Annotated in this window: 17 protein-coding genes; 4 read left to right on the forward strand and 13 right to left on the reverse strand. The window is 70.6% G+C overall.

The window, feature by feature from the left end; translation table 11 throughout:
• Positions 1-7 precede the first annotated feature (7 nt).
• The 10 genes from ftsB to ACE3UN_RS17450 all read right to left on the reverse strand — a co-directional run bounded on the left by ftsB (position 8) and on the right by ACE3UN_RS17450 (position 10,387).
• Positions 8-283 carry a cell division protein FtsB gene (gene ftsB, locus ACE3UN_RS17405; protein ID WP_374676250.1) on the reverse strand — a complete coding sequence of 92 codons (276 nt, stop codon included), beginning with the start codon at positions 281-283 and terminating at the stop codon, positions 8-10.
• A 13-nt stretch (positions 284-296) separates the two neighbouring features.
• Entirely contained in the window at positions 297-1,580 is a 1,284-nt protein-coding gene (eno, locus tag ACE3UN_RS17410) for a phosphopyruvate hydratase (protein ID WP_374676251.1), read from the reverse strand.
• A gap of 59 nt (positions 1,581-1,639) precedes the next feature.
• Positions 1,640-1,945, reverse strand: a complete 306-nt coding sequence (locus ACE3UN_RS17415) for a DUF1330 domain-containing protein (protein WP_374676252.1) — start codon at positions 1,943-1,945, stop codon at positions 1,640-1,642.
• Positions 1,946-1,970: 25 nt separating this feature from the next.
• Positions 1,971-2,828 carry a 3-deoxy-8-phosphooctulonate synthase gene (kdsA, locus tag ACE3UN_RS17420; RefSeq protein ID WP_374676253.1) on the reverse strand — a complete coding sequence of 286 codons (858 nt, stop codon included), beginning with the start codon at positions 2,826-2,828 and terminating at the stop codon, positions 1,971-1,973.
• A complete protein-coding gene (locus tag ACE3UN_RS17425) occupies positions 2,825-4,495 on the reverse strand; it encodes a CTP synthase (RefSeq protein WP_374676254.1) in 1,671 nt (556 codons plus the stop codon). The genes kdsA and ACE3UN_RS17425 overlap by 4 nt, the downstream gene beginning before the upstream one ends.
• Positions 4,496-4,616: 121 nt before the next feature.
• Positions 4,617-5,144: a hypothetical protein gene (locus ACE3UN_RS17430; RefSeq protein ID WP_374676255.1), complete on the reverse strand. Its 528-nt coding sequence runs from the start codon at positions 5,142-5,144 to the stop codon at positions 4,617-4,619.
• A 43-nt stretch (positions 5,145-5,187) separates the two neighbouring features.
• Positions 5,188-5,982, reverse strand: coding sequence for an alpha/beta fold hydrolase (locus tag ACE3UN_RS17435; protein ID WP_374676256.1), 795 nt, complete (start codon positions 5,980-5,982; stop codon positions 5,188-5,190).
• A 3-nt stretch (positions 5,983-5,985) separates the two neighbouring features.
• Positions 5,986-6,810 carry a peptidase gene (locus tag ACE3UN_RS17440; RefSeq protein ID WP_374676257.1) on the reverse strand — a complete coding sequence of 275 codons (825 nt, stop codon included), beginning with the start codon at positions 6,808-6,810 and terminating at the stop codon, positions 5,986-5,988.
• A complete protein-coding gene (gene mutS / locus ACE3UN_RS17445) occupies positions 6,807-9,425 on the reverse strand; it encodes a DNA mismatch repair protein MutS (RefSeq protein ID WP_374676258.1) in 2,619 nt (872 codons plus the stop codon). The genes ACE3UN_RS17440 and mutS overlap by 4 nt, the downstream gene beginning before the upstream one ends.
• 23 nt (positions 9,426-9,448) lie before the next feature.
• On the reverse strand, positions 9,449-10,387 hold the full coding sequence (locus tag ACE3UN_RS17450) for an inositol monophosphatase family protein (RefSeq protein ID WP_374676259.1): 939 nt from the start codon (positions 10,385-10,387) through the stop codon (positions 9,449-9,451).
• A gap of 194 nt (positions 10,388-10,581) precedes the next feature.
• Here ACE3UN_RS17450 and ACE3UN_RS17455 point away from each other — a divergent pair, with 194 nt between their 5' ends.
• Positions 10,582-11,298 (forward strand): RNA methyltransferase, encoded by a 717-nt coding sequence (locus ACE3UN_RS17455; protein ID WP_374676268.1) that lies wholly within the window; start codon positions 10,582-10,584, stop codon positions 11,296-11,298.
• 41 nt (positions 11,299-11,339) lie between these two features.
• The gene (gene cysE, locus ACE3UN_RS17460; protein ID WP_374676260.1) at positions 11,340-12,119 is read left to right on the forward strand and encodes a serine O-acetyltransferase; all 780 of its coding nucleotides are present in this window, start codon (positions 11,340-11,342) and stop codon (positions 12,117-12,119) included.
• Positions 12,120-12,143: 24 nt separating this feature from the next.
• Here the strand turns inward: cysE and mog are convergent, their stop codons facing one another.
• Both mog and yjgA read right to left on the reverse strand, forming a co-directional pair.
• Positions 12,144-12,737: a molybdopterin adenylyltransferase gene (gene mog / locus ACE3UN_RS17465; protein WP_374676261.1), complete on the reverse strand. Its 594-nt coding sequence runs from the start codon at positions 12,735-12,737 to the stop codon at positions 12,144-12,146.
• A complete protein-coding gene (yjgA, locus tag ACE3UN_RS17470) occupies positions 12,730-13,383 on the reverse strand; it encodes a ribosome biogenesis factor YjgA (protein ID WP_374676262.1) in 654 nt (217 codons plus the stop codon). Before yjgA ends, mog begins: the two co-directional genes overlap by 8 nt.
• 91 nt (positions 13,384-13,474) lie before the next feature.
• Here yjgA and pmbA point away from each other — a divergent pair, with 91 nt between their 5' ends.
• Positions 13,475-14,860 carry a metalloprotease PmbA gene (gene pmbA, locus ACE3UN_RS17475; RefSeq protein WP_374676263.1) on the forward strand — a complete coding sequence of 462 codons (1,386 nt, stop codon included), beginning with the start codon at positions 13,475-13,477 and terminating at the stop codon, positions 14,858-14,860.
• A 215-nt stretch (positions 14,861-15,075) separates the two neighbouring features.
• On the forward strand, positions 15,076-16,158 hold the full coding sequence (locus ACE3UN_RS17480) for a TRAP transporter substrate-binding protein (protein WP_374676264.1): 1,083 nt from the start codon (positions 15,076-15,078) through the stop codon (positions 16,156-16,158).
• Between the two features lie 93 nt (positions 16,159-16,251).
• Here the strand turns inward: ACE3UN_RS17480 and nhaD are convergent, their stop codons facing one another.
• Positions 16,252-17,529: a sodium:proton antiporter NhaD gene (gene nhaD / locus ACE3UN_RS17485; protein ID WP_374676265.1), complete on the reverse strand. Its 1,278-nt coding sequence runs from the start codon at positions 17,527-17,529 to the stop codon at positions 16,252-16,254.
• Positions 17,530-17,622: the final 93 nt, after the last annotated feature.

Consider the following 17,622-nt stretch of genomic DNA (forward strand, 5'->3'; position numbering starts at 1 on the left):
GGGCGGGTCAGCGGGCCGCGCTGACCACCACCAGCAGTTCGTCGGGGCGGATCATGCCCAGCTCCTGCCGGGCCTTCTCTTCGACCATCTCGGTGCCTTCGCGCAGGTCGGCCACCTCGGCCGCCAGCTGCTCGTTGCGCGCCCGGGCCGCCGTGTTGGCGGCCTGCTGCAGCGCCAGCTCGGCCTGCAGCGCCATGCGGTGCGGCACGCCGCCCTTGCCGAACCAGAGCTCGAGGTGCACGAGCCCCAGCAGGATGGCCAGGACGACGGGCAGCAGGCGCACGTTGACCGCCGAATCAGCGCAGGTTGTAGAACGCGGCGCGGCCGGGGTACACGGCCACGTCGCCCAGGTCTTCCTCGATGCGCAGCAGCTGGTTGTACTTGGCCATGCGGTCGCTGCGGCTCATGGAGCCGGTCTTGATCTGGCCGGCGTTGGTGCCCACGGCGATGTCGGCGATGGTGGAGTCTTCCGTCTCGCCCGAGCGGTGGCTGATCACGGCGGTGTAGCCGGCGCGCTTGGCCATCTCGATGGCGGCGAAGGTCTCGGTCAGCGTGCCGATCTGGTTGATCTTGATGAGGATCGAGTTGGCGATGCGCTTCTCGATGCCTTCCTTCAGGATCCGGGTGTTGGTGACGAACAGGTCGTCGCCCACCAGCTGCACCTTCTGGCCCAGGCGTTCGGTGAGGTGCTTCCAGCCGTCCCAGTCGCCCTCGTGCATGCCGTCTTCGATGGACACGATGGGGTACTTGTCGCACCAGGTGGCCAGGATGTCGGTCCACTCGGGCGCCGACAGCACCAGGCCCTCACCCTCGAGGTGGTACTTGCCGTCCTTGTAGAACTCGCTGGCGGCGCAATCCAGGCCGATGGCGATCTGGCTGCCGGCCTCGTAGCCCGCCTTGTCGATGGCTTCCAGGATGAGCTGGATGGCGGCCTCGTGGCTCGCCACGCTGGGGGCGAAGCCGCCCTCGTCGCCGACCGCGGTGCTCATGCCCTTGGCGTCGATGATCTTCTTCAGCGCATGGAACACCTCGGCGCCGTAGCGGGCCGCCTCGCGGAAGCTGGGTGCCCCCACGGGGATGATCATCAGCTCCTGCAGGTCGAGGTTGTTGTTGGCGTGGGCGCCGCCGTTGATGACGTTCATCATCGGCACCGGCAGCTGCACGCCGCCCATGCCGCCGAAGTAGCGGTACAGGGGCAGGCCGCTTTCTTCCGCCGCGGCGCGGGCCACGGCCATCGACACGGCCAGCATGGCGTTGGCGCCCAGGCGGCCCTTGTTGTCGGTGCCGTCCAGGTCGATCAGCGTCTTGTCCAGGAAGGCCTGCTCGGAGGCGTCCAGGCCCAGCACGGCCTCGCTGATGTCGTTGTTGATGTTCTGCACCGCCTTGAGCACGCCCTTGCCCAGGTAGCGGCCCTTGTCGCCGTCGCGCAGCTCGATGGCCTCGCGCGAGCCGGTGGACGCGCCCGAGGGCACGGCCGCACGGCCCAGCGTGCCCGATTCCAGCAGCACGTCGCATTCCACGGTGGGGTTGCCGCGGCTGTCGAGGATCTCGCGGCCGACGATGTCAACGATGGCACTCATTCAGTCTCACTCCGGTGATGCAGAAAAGGGGACGCGGCAGCTCGCGGCCGGCGGCGATGTCAGACGGGGTTCTCGACGCCTTCGACGAGCACCATGTTGAAGTACTCCGTGGCGCCGCCGCGCAGCTGGCGGGTCTGGGTGTAGGCCTGGCCGTCGTAGAAAGCCTTGGCCTGCGCGTAGCTGGGAAAGCGCAGCAGGGCCACACGGTGCGGCTGCCAGTCGCCTTCGAGCGTTTCGTGGCGACCACCGCGCACGAGGTACTCGCCGCCGGCGGCCTTCACGGCGGCGGGCGCCTGGGCCATGTATTGCTTGTAGCGCTCGGGATCGGAGATGTTCATCTCCACGATCAGGTAGCCGTAGGCCATGGGCAGTGCCTCGATGGAAGGGGGATCAGCGGGTGAAGTCGTTCTCGAGCAGCGGGCGGCTCTTGACCACGCGGTCCAGGGCCACCAGCTGCTCCAGCAGCGCGCGCATGTGGCGCAGCGGCACGGCGTTCGGGCCGTCGCTCCAGGCGGTGGCCGGGTCGGGGTGGGTTTCCATGAACAGGCCCGCCACGCCGGCGCCCACGCCGGCGCGGGCCAGCACCGGCACCATCTCGCGGGCACCGCCGCTGGCGCCGCCCAGGCCGCCCGGCTTCTGCACCGAGTGGGTGACGTCGAAGACCACCGGCGCGCCGGATTTGCGCATCTCCGCCAGGCTGGTCATGTCGGCCACGAGGTTGTTGTAGCCGAAGCTGACGCCGCGCTCGCAGGCCAGGAAGCGGTCCTCCGACAGGCCGGCTTCGCGCGCGGCGGCGCGGGCCTTGTCGATCACGTTCTTCATGTCCCAGGGCGCGAGGAACTGGCCCTTCTTGATGTTCACGGGCTTGCCGGACTTGGCCACCGCGCGGATGAAGTCGGTCTGGCGGCACAGGAAGGCCGGCGTCTGCAGCACGTCCACCACGGCGGCCACCTCGGCCACCTGGGCTTCGTCGTGCACGTCGGTCAGCACGGGCAGGCCGGTCTGGCGACGCACCTCGTCGAGGATCTGCAGGCCCTTCTCCAGGCCCAGTCCACGCGGGGTGGAGCCGGACGAGCGGTTGGCCTTGTCGAACGAGCCCTTGTAGATGAGCGGCACGCCCAGCGCGTCGCAGGCTTCCTTGAGCTGGCCGGCCACGTCCAGCGACAGCTGCAGGCCCTCGATGGAGCAGGTGCCTGCGATCAGGAAGAAAGGCTGGTCGAGGCCGACGTCGAACCCGCAGAGCTTCATGCCGCCGCCTTGTCGTTGCACCGCGCGGCCCGGTGGGCCAGCGCAGCCTGGATGTAGCTGATGAACAGCGGGTGGCCGTCCCACGGGGTGGACTTGAACTCCGGGTGGAACTGCACGCCCACGAACCACGGGTGCACGTCGCGCGGCAGCTCGACCATCTCGGTGAGCTTCTCGCGCTGGGTGATGGCCGAGATGACCAGGCCGGCATGCTGCAGGCGCTCGAGGTAGTGCTCGTTGGCCTCGTAGCGGTGGCGGTGGCGTTCGGTGACGACCGGGCCGTAGATCTCGTGGGCCAGCGTGCCGGGCTTGACGTCGGAGCTTTGCGCGCCCAGGCGCATGGTGCCGCCCAGGTCGGAGTTCGCGTCGCGCTTCTGGATGCTGCCGTCGCGGTCCTGCCACTCGTCGATGAGGGCGATGACCGGGTGCGGCGTGGCGGGGTCGAACTCGGTGGAGTTGGCACCGGCCAGGCCGGCCATGTGGCGTGCGTACTCGATGGTGGCCACCTGCATGCCCAGGCAGATGCCCAGGTAGGGCACGCCGTGCGTGCGGGCGTATTGCGCCGCCAGGATCTTGCCTTCCACGCCGCGCTTGCCGAAGCCGCCGGGCACCAGCACGGCGTCCAGGCGGGCCAGGTCGGACTCGGCCTGCTCGGGCGTGAGCGTCTCGGCGTCGATGTACTCGATCTTCACCCGCACGTGGTTGTGCAGGCCGGCGTGGCGCAGCGCCTCGTTGAGCGACTTGTAGCTGTCCGACAGGTCGGTGTACTTGCCGCACATGCCGATGGTGACCTCGCCCTTCGGATGGGCCACCTCGTTGACCAGCATGTCCCAGCGGCGCAGGTCGGCCGGGCGGGTGAGCGACTGCAGCTTCATGCAGATCATCTCGTCCAGGCCCTGCTCGTGCAGCATGCGCGGCACCTTGTAGATGGTGTCCACGTCCCACATGGAGATCACCCCGTGCAGCGGCACGTTGGTGAACAGCGAGATCTTCTCGCGCTCGTCGTCGGGGATGGCGCGGTCCGCGCGGCACAGCAGCGCATCGGGCTGGATGCCGATCTCGCGCAGCTTCTGCACGGTGTGCTGGGTGGGCTTGGTCTTGAGCTCGCCGGCGGTGGCGATCCACGGCAGGTAGGTCAGGTGCACGAAGGCGGTGTGCGCGGGCCCGAGCTTCAGGCTCATCTGGCGCACCGCCTCCAGGAAGGGCAGCGATTCGATGTCGCCCACCGTGCCGCCGATCTCGACGATGGCCACGTCCACCGCATCGGCCGTGCCCACGCCGGCACCGCGACGCACGTACTCCTGGATCTCGTTGGTGACGTGCGGGATGACCTGCACCGTCTTGCCAAGGTAGTCGCCCCGGCGCTCCTTCTCCAGCACCGACTTGTAGATCTGGCCGGCGGTGAAGTTGTTGCTGCGCTTCATCCGCGTGGTGATGAAACGCTCGTAGTGGCCGAGGTCGAGGTCGGTCTCCGCCCCGTCGTCCGTGACGAACACCTCGCCGTGCTGGAAGGGGCTCATCGTGCCCGGGTCCACGTTGAGGTACGGGTCCAGCTTGATGAGGGTGACCTTCAGGCCGCGCGACTCGAGGATCGCCGCGAGGGATGCTGACGCGATGCCCTTGCCGAGGGAGGACACCACACCGCCGGTGACGAAGACGAACTTGGTCATGTCAAAAAGCACTCCGGCGGCCCCGCTCGACGCGGCAGGGCAGGCTCAGGAGTGCCGTGGTGGTAAAGGGAGATTATAGGGTGGGGCGCCTCGGACGCCGCGGCCGCTGGCCGCAGGAGGGCTATCCGTTGAGCCGCACTTCGGCCAGCACCTTCTCGAACGGCATGCGCGCCGAGAAGGTGGGGAAGTGCTGCTGCAGGTGGTCGCGCATGTCCTGCTCGCGATCACGCACGATCAGGCCGAAGCGGCTGCCGTCCACGGACAGCCGCAGGTGCCCGATGTAGGTGACGACGCCGGGCCGCACACGAAAGCGGGTGGAGTTCAGCAGCCAGGCGAACTGGTTGCCCACCGTCAGCTTGGTCCACATGTACTCGCCGGCGTCCACCGGCAGCACCAGGTACCGGTCGCCGTCGATGAACTGGAGGCTCCCCTTGGCGCCGACCATGTTCTCCGCGAAGCGGGCGCCGAAGCTCGATTCGCCCCACGGGTTGAAGTTGAGGAGGCCGAGGCGGTTGGCGGACAGTTGCAGGGCAAGCAGGCCCTGGCCGGCACCGACCGTCGAGCCATCCTGCACGCTGCCGGTGGTGGCGCACCCGGCGAGGGTGGCGGTCAGGGCGAGGGTGAACTGGCGGCGGTTGGGCTGGAACATGGCGGTGGCACCGGCGACGGGCCGGCAGGGGCGAGAACGAAGGTCAGTCGAGCAGGGCGAGCACGGCGGCGGCCGTGTCATCCGGCCGCTCCATGGGATAGAGGTGGCTGCCTTCCATCCACTGGAAACGCTGGTGCGCCAGGGCATGCGCGGCGGCGAGGCCACCCTGGCGTGCCTCCACCGACTGCGTGCCGGCGATGAAGGCCACCGGGCACTGGGGCGGGTGGCGCTTGACCAGGCTGCCCAGGTGGTGCGGCAGGGTGTTGTAGATGCGGGTCTCCACCTCGCGGCGGAAGGCCAGCTCCACGTGGTCACCGCGCTGCTCGAAGCCGGCGGCCACGTAGTCCTGCAGCACCCGCGGGTCCCAGCGGGCGAAGGCCGGCTTGGACTGGAAGTGGGCCAGCACGGCGGCGCGGTCGGGCCACTGGAAGCGCCGCTGGCGCGAGATCTTGCCCGGCGAGATGCGCTCGATGAGGCCCAGGCGCTTGGCCACGGCCACGCTGTGGGCCCGCCAGCCGGTGACGACGGGCGAGTCGAGCATCACCAGCGCCGCGGCCAGGTCCGGCCGCTTGGCGGCCGCCAGCAGGCTGAGCAGGCCGCCCAGCGAGTGGCCCACCAGCACCGCGGGCTGCCCCACCTCGGCGTCGATGAAATCGATGAGCTGGTCGCGCAGCGAGCGCCAGTTGCTGGTGACCGGATAGCGCGGGTCGTGCCCGAAGCGCTCCAGCGCGTGCACCGTGTAGCCGGCGGCGCGCCAGTGCTCGAACAGCAGGCGGTAGGTGCCGGCCGGGAAGCCGTTGGCGTGGGAGAAGACCAGGTGGCGGGACGTGACGGCCATGGATCAGACGATCTTCTCGCCCGGGTGGCGGATCTTGGCCATGGGCTCGTAGCGCTCGGACGGCCACATCAGCGGGTGGGTGGCGTTGCTGCCCACCCAGTGCGGGTCGTCGATGCCCTCGAAGACCTCGCGCAGCCGCTGGCCCCAGGTGCCGCGGATCATGCGGAAGTAGGGGTTCTCGTGGTCGATGACCGCGATCTTGTCGGTCTGCAGGCGGCCTTCCTCGTACACCAGCAGGTCCAGCGGCAGGCCGACCGAGAGGTTGGACTTGAGCGTGGAATCCATGGAGACCAGCGCGCACTTGGCGGCCTCCTCCAGCGGGGTGGTGGGCGTGAGCACGCGGTCGAGGATGGGCTTGCCGTACTTGCTCTCGCCGATCTGGAAGAAGCAGGTCTCGCGCGTGGCCTCGATGAAGTTGCCGGCCGAGTACACGTGGAACAGCCGCATCGCCTCGCCGCGGATCTGGCCGCCGAAGATCATGTTGCAGTTGAAGTCCACGCCCGCGTTCTGCAGCGCCGCGGCATCGTGGTCGTACACGCGCCGCACCGCGCTGCCCAGCACGCGCACGGCGTCGAACATGCTGCGCACGTTCCAGATGGTGAGCGGCTCGCCGTCGGGGCCCGGGATGCGCTCGACCTGCAGGATCTCGCGCACCGACTGCGAGATGGACAGGTTGCCCGCCGACAGCAGCACCATGAAGCGGTCGCCGGGCCGCTCGTAGACGATCATCTTGCGGAAGGTGCTGATGGCGTCCAGGCCCGCGTTGGTGCGCGAGTCGGACAGGAACACCAGTCCGGCGTTCAGGCGGATGCCGACACAGTAGGTCATGGCTGGGCTCTTGGCTGCAACTGCTTCAGACGGTACAGCGCGTCCAAAGCCTCGCGGGGGGTGAGGGTGTCCGGTTCGATCTTCGCCAGCGCGTCCTCCACGGCGGACGGCACGGCAGCCGGCGCGGCGGGGGGCGCGGCGAACAGGTCCACCTGGGCGTCGCGCTCGCGGGACTGCGCCTCCAGCGCCTCCAGCGTGGCGCGCGCCTGGCGCACCAGCGACGGCGGCATGCCGGCCAGCCGCGCCACCTGCACCCCGTAGCTGCGGCTGGCCGGGCCCGGCTCGATGGCGTGCAGGAACACGATGTCGTCGCCGCTCTCGGTGGCGCTCACGTGGCAGTTCTGCGCGCGCTCGTGGCGCCGCGGGAACTCGGTCAGCTCGAAGTAGTGCGTGGCGAACAGGGTGAAGGCGCGGTTGCGGTCGTGCAGCTGCGTGGCGATGGCCGACGCCAGCGCCAGGCCGTCGAAGGTGGACGTGCCGCGTCCGATCTCGTCCATGAGCACCAGCGACTGCTCGGTGGCGCCGTGCACGATGGCCGCGGCCTCGGTCATCTCGAGCATGAAGGTCGATTGCGCATTCGCCAGGTCGTCGGCCGCACCGATGCGGGTGTGGATGGCGTCCACCGGCCCCAGGCGGCAGCGGCGTGCGGGCACGAAGGAGCCCATGGCCGCCAGAAGCACGATCAGTGCCACTTGCCGCATGTAGGTGCTCTTGCCGCCCATGTTGGGGCCGGTGATCACCAGCATGCGGGTGCGCGCGTCCAGCCGCGTGTCGTTGGCGATGAACGCCGGGCCGCCGGTTTCCTGCAGCCGGGCCTGCACCACCGGGTGCCGGCCGGCCTCGATGTCGATGCAGGGGTGGTTCACGAACTCCGGCCGGCACCAGTCCAGGCTGGTGGCGCGCTCGGCCAGGCAGGCCAGCGCGTCCAGCGTGGCCAGGGCCCGGGCCAGGGCGGAAAGGGGCGCCAGCCAGGCCTGCAGCTGCTCCAGCAGCTGGTCGTAGAGCCACTTCTCGCGCGCCAGGGCGCGGTCCTGGGCGGACAGCGCCTTGTCCTCGAAGGCCTTGAGCTCGGGCGTGATGAAGCGCTCGGCGTTCTTCATCGTCTGCCGGCGCTGGTAATCGGCCGGCACCTTGTCGAGCCCCGAGGCGGTGACCTCGATGTAGAAGCCATGCACCCGGTTGAACTGCACGCGCAGGTGGGTGATGCCGGTGCGGGCGCGTTCGCGCGCTTCCAGGTCGATGAGGAAGGCGTCGCAGTTCTGGCCGATGGCACGCAGCTCGTCCAGCTCGGCGTCGAACCCCGTGGCGATCACGCCGCCGTCGCGCAGCTGCACTGCCGGCTCCTCGGCGATGGCCCGCGACAGCAGGCCCGCCAGGGCCGCGTCGGGCGAGAGCGCGGCATGGCAGTCGTCGAGCAGGGCGGTCCCGCGGGCGGTGGACGCGCGCAGCATGGGCAGCACCGAGAGCGTCGCCCGCAGGCCCGCCAGCTCACGCGGGCGCACCTGCCGCAGCGCCAGGCGGGCGGCGATGCGCTCCACGTCGCTCACCGAGCGCAGCGCCTCGCGCAGGCCCTCGCAGCCGGTGGCCAGCAGCTGGGTGATGGCCGCATGCCGGGCCGTCGCCACGCCGCGGTCACGGCCGGGGTGGGTGAGCCAGTGGCGCAGTGCGCGGCTGCCCATGCCCGTGCGGCAGGTGTCCAGCAGCGACAGCAGGGTGGGATGGCGCTCGCCGCGCAGCGTCTGGGTGAGCTCGAGGTTGCGGTGGGTGGCCGGCGGCAGCTCCAGCAGGTCGGTGCTGCGCTGCACCGCCAGGGTGGTCACGTGGGCGAGCGCACGGCCCTGGGTGTGCTCGGCATAGGCCAGCAGGGCCGAGGCGGCGGCGTGCGCACAGCCCAGGTCCTGCGCGCCGAAGCCGGCCAGGGAGGCCACGCGCAGCTGCTCGCACAGCTTGCGCAGGCCCAGCCCCGCGTCGAACTGCCAGGCCGGGCGCGGCGTGAGGGCGGCGCCACACTGCCGCAGCACGGCGGGCAGGCGGGCGCTGGCCGATTCGACGGCGTCGCGGTCCAGCAGCAGCTCGGCGGGCGCCAGGCGGGCCAGCCAGCCGGGCAGCTCGGACTCGGTGCATTCGGCCACGCCGAGCTGCCCGCTGGCCACGCCCAGCCAGGCGAGGCCCCAGGCCTGGCGCTGCCGGTGGACGGCCAGCAGCAGCGTCTCGGCCCGGTCGTCCAGCAGCTCGCTGTCGGTGACGGTGCCGGGCGTGACGACACGCACCACCTTGCGTTCGACGGGGCCCTTGGCGGTGGCCACGTCGCCCACCTGTTCGGCCACGGCGACCGACTCGCCCATCTTCAGCAGGCGGGCCAGGTAGGTCTCCACCGCATGCACGGGCACGCCGGCCATCACCACCGGCTCGCCGGCGCTCTGGCCGCGCGTGGTGAGCGTGATGTCGAGCAAGCGGTGGGCCTTGCGCGCGTCCTCGTAGAACAGCTCGTAGAAGTCACCCATCCGGTAGAACACGAGCGTGTCCGGATGCTGCGCCTTGATGCGCAGGTACTGCGCCATCATGGGCGTGTGGGCGCTGAAGTCCTGCGCCGGCGGCAGGCGCTCGCTCTTCATCGGCTCGGGTCCTGGCCGCGGGGTCAGTCGGCCTGTTCGCCGTCGGCCGGCTCGGCTTCCACCTTGCGCCGCACGCGCAACGGCTTGCGCTCCGCCGGGGCGGCGTCGGCGGCGGGCGCGGGGGCCGGGGGCGCCGCGGCGGGCTCGTCCTCGCGGATCACGCGGGTGAAGGGCGCCAGCAGCTGCACGAGCTGGCCGTAGATCTTGGGCGAGCCGGCCACCACCTCGCGCTGGTGCAGGAAATCGGCCTCGCCGGTGAAGTTGCCGATCAGGCCACCGGCCTCGGTGATGATCAGCGAACCGGCGGCCACGTCCCAGGGGTTCAGGCCCGTCTCGAAGAAGCCGTCGTACCAGCCGGCGGCCACGTAGCACAGGTCCAGCGCGGCCGAGCCGGGGCGGCGCAGGCCGGCGCAATGCGGCGCCACGGCCTCGAACATCTTCAGGTAGCGCTGGAAGTTGTCGCCCTTGCGGAAGGGGAAGCCGGTGCCCACGAGCGCCTCGCCCAGGCGGGTGCGGCGCGACACGCGCAGGCGCTTGTCGTTCAGGTACGCGCCCCGGCCACGGGAGGCGATGAACAGGTCGTTGCGGGTGGGGTCGTACACGACGGCCTGCTCCACCTTGCCGCGGAACGCCAGGGCGATGGAGACGCAGTAAACCGGGAAGCCGTGGATGAAGTTGGTGGTGCCATCCAGCGGGTCGATGATCCACAGGAAATCGCTGTGCTTGGCCCCGTGCGTGCGTCCGGATTCCTCGGCGAGGATGCCGTGGCCGGGGTAGGCCGTGAGCAGCGTCTCGATGATGGCGGCCTCGGCCGCCTGGTCGACCTCGGTGACGAAGTCGTTGGTGCTCTTGGCCGTGACCTTGAGCAGGTCGACGTCCAGCGAGGCCCGGTTGATGATCGCCCCCGCGGTGCGGGCCGCCTTGACGGCGATGTTCAGCATGGGATGGATGGATTGCGACATGGGGCGACCTGGAAGAGCGGCAGGCGAAAGGGGAGGGAACCGGGCAGCGGTGGGCAAAGAGCGGGCAGCGCGGTGGGCGGCGGTGGCAGGCGCTGGGGCCTGCGCCATCGACAATGGCTGCAAACCGCCGATTTTAGCCGCCCATGCCGCCCGACACACCTGCCCCCGTGGCCGATTCCACGCGATTCGTGCTCATGCACACCAGCCACCCGGGCAACGTCGGGGCGGCCGCCCGCGCGATGCGGGTCATGGGCTTCACCGACCTGGTGCTGGTGGCCCCGCGCCTGGCCGACGTGCTGAGCCGCGAGGAGACCCTCGCCATGGCCAGCGGCGCCACGGACGTCCTGGCACGCGCCCGGATCGTGCCGACGCTGGCGCAGGCCCTGGACGGCGTGGACTATGTGTGTGCCACCGCCATGACGCCGCGGGACTTCGGCCCGCCCACCTTCGCCCCGCGTGAGCGCTTCGCCGGCCTGGCGGGCGAGGGCAGGCGGGTGGGTTTCGTCTTTGGCGGCGAACGCTTCGGCATGTCCAACGACGACGTGTACCGCTGCCACGCCTGCCTCTGCATCCCCACCGACCCGGCCTACGGCTCGCTGAATCTCGCGCAGGCGGTGCAGGTCATCGCCTACGACTGGCGCCAGGCGCTGGGCGGGTTCGCGGTGAGGTCGCGGGCGGCCCGTCCCGGGCCGGCGGACGGCGCCGCGGTGCAGGGGCTGCTCGCCCATTGGCAACAGGCGTTGCAGGACGTGGGCTTTCTGGATCCGGCGGCACCCAAGAAGCTGCTGCCGCGCCTGAACCAGCTGGCCAACCGCGCAGGGCTGACGGTGGAAGAGGTGCATATCCTGCGCGGCGTGGCCACCGCCATGCAGCGCGCGGCGGGCAAGCCACCGGGCAAGCGCCCCGCCTGAGCCCGGGCTACACTGGCCCGCCGCCTCATCCCTGCGCCACCATGTTCGCCCGCCTGCGCGAAGACATCGCCTGCATCCTCGAGCGCGACCCCGCCGCGCGCACGACCTGGGAGGTGCTCACCTGCTACCCGGGCCTGCATGCCCTGGTGCTGCACCGCCGGGCGCACTGGTGCTGGACACACGGCCTGAAGTGGCCGGGCCGCTTCATCTCGCACCTGTCGCGCTGGCTCACCGGCATCGAGATCCACCCCGGCGCCACCATCGGCCGCCGCGTGTTCATCGACCACGGCATGGGTGTCGTCATCGGCGAGATGGCCGAGATCGGCGACGAGTGCACCATCTACCAGGGCGTCACGCTCGGCGGCACGTCGCTCGTCAAGGGGGCCAAGCGGCACCCGACGCTGGAGGCCGGTGTCATCGTGGGCGCCAACGCCGCCGTGCTCGGCGGCTTCACCGTCGGCGCCGGGGCGCGCGTGGGCTCCGGGGCCGTCGTGACCAAGCCGGTGCCGGCCGGCGCCACCGCCGTGGGCAACCCCGCCCGCATCATCCAGCACGAGCAGGACCAGGCCCGCGAGGCCACGGCGGCCCGCATGGGCTTCTCCGCCTACGGCGTGACCAGCGGCGACGACCCGGTGGCCCAGGCCATGAAGGGCCTGATCGACAACGCCGGCACGCACGAGCACCAGATCGCCCTGCTGTGGCAGGCCATCGAGAAGCTGTCGGCCCGCGCCCGCGAGCTGCCCGCCAGCGATTGCGTGCCCGAGGACGCCCGCACGACCGAGACCTTCGACGCCGAGCGCCTCAACCGCCTGGTGAAGTGAGGCCCGGGGCCGGCGCCCGCCGGTTCAGCCGGGGCGACGGGCCGACTTGGGCCGGAAGGCGTCGCACACCGCCGGGTCGGTCACGAGGTACGGCCCGCCGATGAGGTCGATGCAGTAGGGCACGGCCGCGAAGATGCCCGGCACCGCCGGCGTGGCCTGGGGCAGCCCCTGCAGCGTCTCGGCGATGGACTTGGGCTGGCCCGGCAGGTTGATCACCAGGGCATGGCCGCGCACCACGGCCACCTGCCGCGACAGGATGGCCGTGGGCACGAAGTTCAGGCTGATCGCGCGCATCTGCTCGCCGAAGCCCGGCATCACCTTGTCGGCCACGTCCAGCGTGGCCTCCGGCGTCACGTCGCGCGGGGCGGGCCCGGTGCCGCCGGTGGTCAGCACCAGGTGGCAGCCGGCGGTGTCCACCAGCTCGCGCAAGGTGGCCGCGATGCCGGCGCGCTCGTCGGGGATCAGGCGGGTTTCCCAGGTGATGGGGTTGCGCACCGCGCGGGACAGCCAGTCCTGCAGCGCCGGGATGCCCTGGTCGGCGTACACGCCGCTGGAGGCGCGGTCGCTGATGGACACCACGCCGATGCGCACGGGTTCGAGCGCAGGGGTCTCACTCATCGTCGCTGCTTTCGATGTCGTCGGTGGCGGCGTCCGCGGCGGCCGAGCCGGGCGCCGCTGCGGACAGGGCGGACTTGACCAGCTGGAACAGCTCGCGGTAGGCGCGGCCATGCCGGGCCTCCTGGCCCGGGGCCTGCGGCGTGCTGGCGTCCTTGCGGGCGCTGCGCAGCAGGGCGCGCAGGCGCTGTGCGTCGGTGTCCGGGTGCTGCGTCAGCCAGCGGGTGACGGCCTCGTCGCCGGCCAGCATCTCCTCGCGCCAGCGCTCCGCCTCGTGCAGGGCGAGCGTCTCCTGCGCGCCGCCGAGCCGGAAGGCATCCACGGCGGCCTGGATGGGTGCGGCATCCACCTTGCGCATCAGCTTGCCGATGAACTGCAGCTGTCGCCGCCGGCCCTCGTGGGAGCGGGTGCGGCGGTACTGCGCCACCGCATCGCTCAGCGACTCGGGCAGCGCGAGCTTCTCCACGCGCGAGGCGGGCAGCTCGGCCAGGGCCAGGCCCAGCGCCTGCAGGCTGTGCATCTGGCGCTTCAGGGCGGACTTGCTCGGTCGGCCATCGTCGGGGCCGCTGTCCTCGTCGAGGCCGTCGGCCGGGTCGAGGTCCGGGGCATCCGGGGTGTCGGTGTCGTGGCGGGCGCGCGCTCGGGGCATGGGCTCTCGAAGTCAGGGCAGGAAGGGAGGGTCGCTATGATTGTCCCGCGCTTTGCCAAGGCGCGCCTTTCCGACGCTTCCACCCCACTGCATGAGCCTGCCTGACCGACCCGACGACGCGCCCCACGGCTTCTCCTTCCGCCGCGAGCAGTTCCAGCAGATCGTGGAGGACGTGCTGGCCATCGCCCGCAGCCTGGGCACCAGCGACGCCGGGGTCGAAGTCAGCGAAGGCAGTGGCCTGTCCGTCTCCGTGCGCAAGGGCGAGGTCGAGCACGTCGAGCGCAACCGCGACAAGTCCGTCGGCGTGTCGGTGTACCTGGGCCAGCGCCGCGGCAATGCAAGCACCTCCGATTTCTCCCGTACCGCGCTCGAGCAGACGGTGCGCGCGGCCTACGACATCGCCCGCTTCACGGCCGAGGACCCGGCGGCCGGCCTGCCCGAAGCCGAGGACCTGGCTACCGAAGCCGAGGCCGCGATGGACCTCGACCTGTTCCACCCCTGGTCGCTCGATGCGGAAGAGGCCGCCCAGCTCGCCCGCCGTGCCGAGGCGGCGGCGCTGGCCGTGGACCGCCGCATCACCAACTCGGACGGGGGCTCGGTGTCGGCCCAGCAGTCGCACTTCTGGGCCGGCAACAGCCGCGGCTTCCGCGGCGGCTACGCCAGCTCGCGCCATGCGCTGTCGGTGTCGCCCATCGCGGGCAAGGGCAACGGCATGCAGCGCGACTACTGGTACACCTCCATGCGCAACGCGCTGGAGCTGGCCTCGCCCGAGGCCGTGGGCCGCTATGCCGCCGAGCGGGCGCTGTCGCGCCTGAAGGCGCGGCAGCTGCCCACCGGCGAGGCCCCCGTGCTGTTCGAGTCCACGCTCGCCGCCGGCCTGCTGGGCGCCTACGTGCAGGGCACCAGCGGCGGCGCGCTGTACCGCCAGGCCAGCTTCCTGCAGGACAGCCTCGGCCAGCCGGTGTGGGCCGAGCACATCGACATCCACGAAGACCCGCACGAGCGGCGCGGCAAGGGCAGTGCGCCCTTCGACGACGAGGGCGTGCGCACCCGTGCGCGCCGCGTGGTCGACGCCGGCGTGGTGCAGGGCTATTTCCTGTCGAGCTACTCGGCCCGCAAGCTCGGCATGCAGACCACCGGCCACGCCGGCGGCTCGCAGAACCTGCGCCTGACCAGCCGCCTCACGCGGCCGGGGGACCACCTCGACGAGATGCTGCGCAAGCTCGGCCGGGGCCTGTTCGTCACCGAGCTCATGGGCCAGGGCGTCAACTACGTCACCGGCGACTACTCCCGCGGCGCCGCGGGCTACTGGGTGGAGGGCGGCCGCATCGCCTACCCGGTGCACGAGATCACCATCGCCAGCACGCTGCGCGACATGCTGCGCGGCATCGTCGCCGTGGGAGCGGACGCCTACACCACCGGCGCCAAGACCCTGGGCTCCGTGCTCATCGAGCGGATGAAGATTGCAGGCACCTGACGCGGTGCCGGTGGCCCTGCCGCGCCCCCTGGGGCGAACCCGAATTTCAGGCGGCTGCAAGGTCCAGCGCCCCATCATGCGGGCAGATCGTGGTGTCGTGCCGGCCGGGCGCGTGCGTGCGCGGGTTATCCCGTGGCGGCGTGGGCGGAAGGCGTTCCTAACATCAGCCACCGATCGTTGATCGACCCAGACTTTCGCAACAGGAGACTCTGTCCATGGAACGTCGTTCCTTTGTTCGTGGTGCCGGCCTCGCCGGTGTGCTGGCCGCGGGTGCCGCGCCGGCCATCGTGCACGCACAGGCCAACATCCGCTGGCGCCTGGCCTCCAGCTTCCCCAAGTCGCTGGACACCATCTTCGGCGCGGCCGACGTGTTCGCCGCCAGGCTCAAGGACATGTCCGGCGGCAAGTTCGTGGTCTCCGTGCACGCCGGTGGTGAGCTGATGCCGCCGTTCGGCGTGGTGGACGGCGTGCAGAACGGCACCGTCGAGATGGCCCACACGGCGCCGTACTACTTCTTCGGCAAGGACGACACCTTTGCGCTCGGCTGCGCCATCCCGTTCGGCCTGAACAGCCGCCAGATGAGCGCCTGGATGTTCCAGGGCAATGGCCTGAAGCTGATGCGCGAGTTCTACCGGAACTACAACATCGTCAACTTCCCCGGCGGCAACACCGGCGCGCAGATGGGCGGCTGGTTCCGCAAGGAGATCAAGTCGCTGGCCGACATGAAGGGCCTGAAGTTCCGCACCGGCGGCTTCGGCGGCAAGGTGATGGAGCGCATCGGCGTCGTGCCCCAGAACATCCCGGGCGGCGAGATCTACTCCGCGCTGGAGAAGGGCACCATCGACGCGGCCGAGTGGATCGGCCCGTACGACGACCAGAAGCTGGGCTTCAACAAGGTCGCGCCGTTCTACAACTACCCGGGCTTCTGGGAAGGCGGCCCGCAGCTGGACTTCTACATCAACAGCAAGGCCTACGACGCACTGACGCCGGAGTACAAGGCCATGGTGGCCAGCGCCGCCGCGGCTGCGCACGTGGACCTCCAGGCCGACTACGACGTCAAGAACCCGTCGGCGCTGAAGGCGCTGGTGGGCTCGGGCACCAAGCTGGTCCGCTTCCCGAAGGACGTGATGGAAGCGGCCTTCAAGGAATCCATGGCGCTGTACAGCGAGCTGTCGGGCAAGAACCCGAACTGGAAGAAGGTGTACGAGGACTACGCCAACTTCCGCCGCGACCAGAACCTGTGGTTCCGCTTCGCCGAGGCCGGCTTCGACGACTTCATGCAGCAGCAGAAGCTCTGATGCCCGCCGCCAACGGCCGCCGCGGCGGCCGTTGGCCGGGACCAGGCCAGGAGGCGCGGTGCACACCGCGCCTCTTTTCCTTTGGGGCGCCGATCAGCCGTTCTGCAGCAGGTACACGGCCGCGCCCGCCGCGTAGCCCAGCAGGGCCAGGCCGCTGAACTTGCGCAGGTACCAGCCGAAGCTGATGCGTTCCATGCCCATGGCGGCCACGCCGGCGGCCGAGCCGATGATGAGGATGGACCCGCCCGTGCCGGCGCAATAGGCCAGGAACTCCCACAGGAGGTGGTCGGTGGGGTAGGTGTCCAGGCTGTACATGCCCATCGCGGCGGCGACCAGCGGCACGTTGTCCACCACGGCGCTCACGACGCCGATGGCGAGCACGATGAGGTCCACCCGGCCGATGGTCTGGTCGAGGTGGGCGGCCAGGCTGGACAGCAGGTGGGTGTGCTCCAGCACGGCCACCGCCAGCAGGATGCCGATGAAGAAGACGATGGACGCCATGTCGATGCGGCTGAGGGCGTTCACCAGCGTGAGCGGCTGGCTGCTCTCCTCGTCCTTGCCGCGGTGCACCAGGTCACCCACCAGCCACAGCAGGCCCAGGCCGAACAGGATGCCCAGGAAGGGCGGCAGGTGGGTCACGGTCTTGAACACCGGCACGGCCACGAGGATGCCCAGTCCGAGGGCCAGCATGAGGTTGCGCTCGAAGGCCGTGGTGAGCAGCCCGCTGTCGCCTTGCGCGCCGGCCGGCGGCTCCACGCGCTGACCGCGCAGCAGCCAGCCCATCACCGCCACCGGCACCAGCAGGTTGACGATGGACGGCAGGAAGACCGACTTCATGATCGCCAGGCTGGTGATCTGGCCGCCGATCCACAGCATGGTGGTGGTCACGTCGCCGATGGGCGACCAGGCGCCTCCCGCGTTGGCGGCGATGACGATGGCGCCGGCGAAATACAGCCGGTCGGCCGGCCGCGCCAGCAGCTTGCGGGTCAGCGAGATCATGACGATGGTGGTCGTCAGGTTGTCCAGCACCGCGCTGAGGAAGAAGGTCACCACCGCGATCAGCCACAGCAGGCCGGACAAGTTGGTGGTGCGGATGCGCGACGTGATCGCGTCGAAGCCGTTGTGTGCGTCCACCACCTCCACGATGGTCATGGCGCCGATCAGGAAGAACACGATCTGCGCCGTGGCGGTGAGCGTTTCGCCCAGCTCGGCCCCCACCCGCGTGGCGTCACCGGCCGAGACCGCGTACAGGGTCCACATCAGGCCGGCGCCGATGAGGGCCGAGCCCGACTTGTTGATGCGCAGGGGGTGCTCGAGCGCGATCGCCAGGTAGGCGACCGCGAAGATCACGACGAGGGCGGTGGTCAGCATGGCGTGTCGGCGCACGCCGCGGCGCGCGCGTCGGTTCAGGAAGGAAGGAGGCGCCTGGAGGTCGCGGCGAGGCGGCCCGGGCGGGCCGCCTCG

It is taken from the genome of Ideonella sp. (assembly GCF_041918995.1).
Taxonomy (GTDB): domain Bacteria; phylum Pseudomonadota; class Gammaproteobacteria; order Burkholderiales; family Burkholderiaceae_C; genus Ideonella.